We start from the raw sequence: 3,014 nt of genomic DNA, 5'->3' as shown, positions 1-3,014 counted from the left end.
CTTGAATGCGGCACCTTCCGGAATACGCAGATCCACCTGCACGGTGGCAGCGTCTTTTTCCGAAGGCACTTTCAGGGTATAAGTCTCCCAGGCACCTGTGGTGGATTCGGCCGGAGCAACGGTTACATGCGCACTGGCTGCCGCTGCAAACAGCATCAAGGCTGCCGCCATGGGGGCAGTTAAAGTTATAATTTTACGAAGCAATGTATTCAAGTTCATTCCCCCTCTATGAATTCTCAATGATATTACGGTTCATCTCTATGTTCATCTTCTATCTCTTCCGCGGAAAATCCCGCTCCCGTGTGGCCAGCCCCTGCTCCAGGGCATACCGCGTCAGCTGCGTCCGATTCTGTAGCTGAAGCTTTTGCAGGATATTTTTGAGATGGTTTTTGACCGTGTGCTCGGAGATGCCGAGGGTTACTGCAATTTCCCTGTTCGTAGAACCGGAGGAGACACAGCCCAGTATTTCCTTCTCCCGCGCCGTTAATGCTTCCCGTTCCTCCTTCACAGAGGTCACCGCAAATTCCTTCAGAATCTGAAAAGCCAGCTCCCGGCTAAGTGGAACCTCTTCACTGACAATCGCCAGCAGATATTCGATCCAGGTCGACGGAGCCAGATTCTTCAGCAGATATCCCTGTGCACCCTGCTTCAGGGCCTCAAATAAGTATGAAATTTCATCAGAAACAGTGACGATGACGATCTTGACATACGGATACTCCAGCTTGATCCGCCGTGTGGTCTCCAGCCCGTCCATTCCCGGCATTTCAATGTCGATCAGAATGAGGTCGGGCATCCATTGCCCGGTCCAGACCATCGCCTCGGCCCCGCTTCCGACTGCACCAATCACTTCGAAGCGTTCATCCAGCGACAGAATCTCGCCCATCGCTTCACGCGCATGCGCATGATCATCGACGATCAGCACCCTACAGCGGTTCATCCGCAGGCCCCCCTTTCGTTAGTTCCACAACCGTACCCCCGGCACCGGATTTCAGGGCAAGCTGCCAGCCCATACTTTCAGCACGCTCCTTCATGATCTGGAGGCCGTAGCTGCCGCTCACCGCAAAAGGATCGCTATGTATAATTCCCGCACCATCATCCGCAACAGTCACTTTCCAGTGCCGCTGACCGCCCTCACCGGATAGGGTAACCCTGCCTGCCCGCGTATGCTTACGCACATTGATTATCGCTTCACGGATGCAGGACAGCAGCTCGGCTTGTTCCGCAGCCGTCAATGCATCTTCCTGCAGGCTCCAATTCAGCGAGACATCGATCATCACCTCACTGGCGATTCCGGACAGTTGCTCCTGCACAGACCGTTCCAGCGAGAATTCCGCCTTGCCGGAGACCGGCACCTTGAGGCTGGCAATCGCCTGACGCACATAACGGTTCACTTCATGGACTGTCTTTTTAATCTGATCCACACTCTCCGCGCTAATCCCGCCCTGCTTGCGGTTCTGTTCCAGTCGGTCAATCCGTACCGATAACAAAAACAGGGATTGTGCCATCCCGTCATGAAGCTCTTTGGCCAAGCCTTCGCGGGCTTCCATAGCAGCCTTTGCAGCCCGTTCCTGTTCCAGCTCCCGCTGATTCCGCTCCATCAGCTGGAACAGCGGCAGCAGCAGCATAATGCTGAACAAAAAGACCAGTACAGGCGTTAAATAGTTCCCCATATCCATCGAAATATAAGGCATCAAAAACTGGTGGCGCACCAATTCCCAGATGCCGACCATAAGCGTTGGAAGCAGCAGAATTAGCAGCTTAATTCTCGTATACGTTGCTGTCCCCTCCTAAATCCTGATACTAACCTTACCATCTCGGGCTAAGCTCCGGAATGACTCTTTCGGGCTATGCCTTTTCTATAAATGTTACAAAATTAAGTATTTAAAAAGTAACTCTCTCACCCGGCAAATTATATAAATTGAACTTGTGATTAATATATTTTAGGATTGGTTGTGACTACAGAGAATGTTTGGACTTCCAGCCGCTGTTGTTCACAGATTTCCTGATTTGATCCGCTTAGCGGTTGAAATCTGTGAACAAAGGCGGACGCTACCGCTCTTACAGTTCCAAAAATCTCTATTTCATAGCAGTCGCCGAACGAATCAGGCTATACCTATTATTCACGATTACGGTTCGCGAAACAACTTCCGATAAGGTACACTAGGAGCAAAGCGCCGCACAGGTGCAAAATCTAGTTAACTCTAACAGGAGCGGAAATGAAATGAAACGGATAACGATTCTTATCGCCGATGACGATGCCGAAATTGCCGATCTGGTCGGACTGCATCTGGAAAAAGAGGGCTATCATGCCGTCAAGGTAACCGACGGGAGAGCAGCCGTTCAGGCGGTCCAATCGCAGCATATCGATTTGGCGGTGCTCGATATTATGATGCCCGGGCTGGACGGGCATGAGGTGACCCGGCAGATCCGGGAGCAGCATAGGCTGCCAATTATCTTTTTAAGCGCCAAAACCTCGGACCTGGATAAAATCACAGGTCTCGTAATCGGAGCTGACGATTATATGACCAAGCCGTTTAATCCCATGGAGCTGGTCGCCCGGGTGAATGCGCAGCTGCGCCGTTCTATGCAGCTTAATCAGCCGCAGGCCGAACAAAAGGCAGTGCTTGAAGCCGGGGGTCTCATAATTGATCCGGACCGCAGGACCGTTATTGTATTCGGGAACAATGTGGAGCTGACACCCAAGGAGTTCGATATTCTCTATCTGCTGGCAAGCTACCCCAAGAAAGTATTCAGCGCGGAGCAGTTATTCCAGCAGGTCTGGGGCGAAGCCTATTATGAGAGCGGGAATACTGTTATGGTGCATATCCGTACGCTGCGCAAAAAGCTCGGCGAGGAGCAGAACAAAAATAAATGGATTAAAACGATCTGGGGGGTAGGGTATACATTCAATGGCTAAACTGTTCCGCAGCTTCCGCTTCACCATGATCCTGCTGCTTGTCCTGAGCATGCTTCTCTCCGGCACGCTTACTTATGCACTGTATAAGGTTTTACAA

General features: G+C 51.4%; 3 protein-coding genes and 1 pseudogene. 1 reads left to right on the top strand and 3 read right to left on the bottom strand.

Translation table 11 applies throughout. From position 1 onward, the window contains the following. The 3 genes and pseudogenes from AQR02_RS08085 to AQR02_RS08075 form a co-directional block, all read right to left on the bottom strand. Window positions 1-213: pseudogene (locus AQR02_RS08085) on the bottom strand (hypothetical protein); the annotation flags it as partial. A gap of 58 nt (window positions 214-271) precedes the next feature. After that, entirely contained in the window at window positions 272-937 is a 666-nt protein-coding gene (locus AQR02_RS08080; RefSeq protein WP_054940137.1) for a response regulator, read from the bottom strand. Then, on the bottom strand, window positions 924-1,730 hold the full coding sequence (locus AQR02_RS08075) for a sensor histidine kinase (protein ID WP_054940136.1): 807 nt from the start codon (window positions 1,728-1,730) through the stop codon (window positions 924-926). Before AQR02_RS08075 ends, AQR02_RS08080 begins: the two co-directional genes overlap by 14 nt. Window positions 1,731-2,221: 491 nt before the next feature. Here AQR02_RS08075 and AQR02_RS08070 point away from each other — a divergent pair, with 491 nt between their 5' ends. After that, window positions 2,222-2,917: a response regulator transcription factor gene (locus tag AQR02_RS08070; RefSeq protein WP_054940135.1), complete on the top strand. Its 696-nt coding sequence runs from the start codon at window positions 2,222-2,224 to the stop codon at window positions 2,915-2,917. The last annotated feature ends 97 nt before the right edge of the window (window positions 2,918-3,014 follow it).

Origin of the sequence: Paenibacillus ihuae, assembly GCF_001368795.1 — a bacterium.
In the GTDB taxonomy this organism is placed as follows: Bacteria; Bacillota; Bacilli; order Paenibacillales; family Paenibacillaceae; genus Paenibacillus_AQ; species Paenibacillus_AQ ihuae.
Note: the sequence above shows the minus strand (reverse complement) of the source record. Positions and strands in the feature narration are given on the sequence as shown.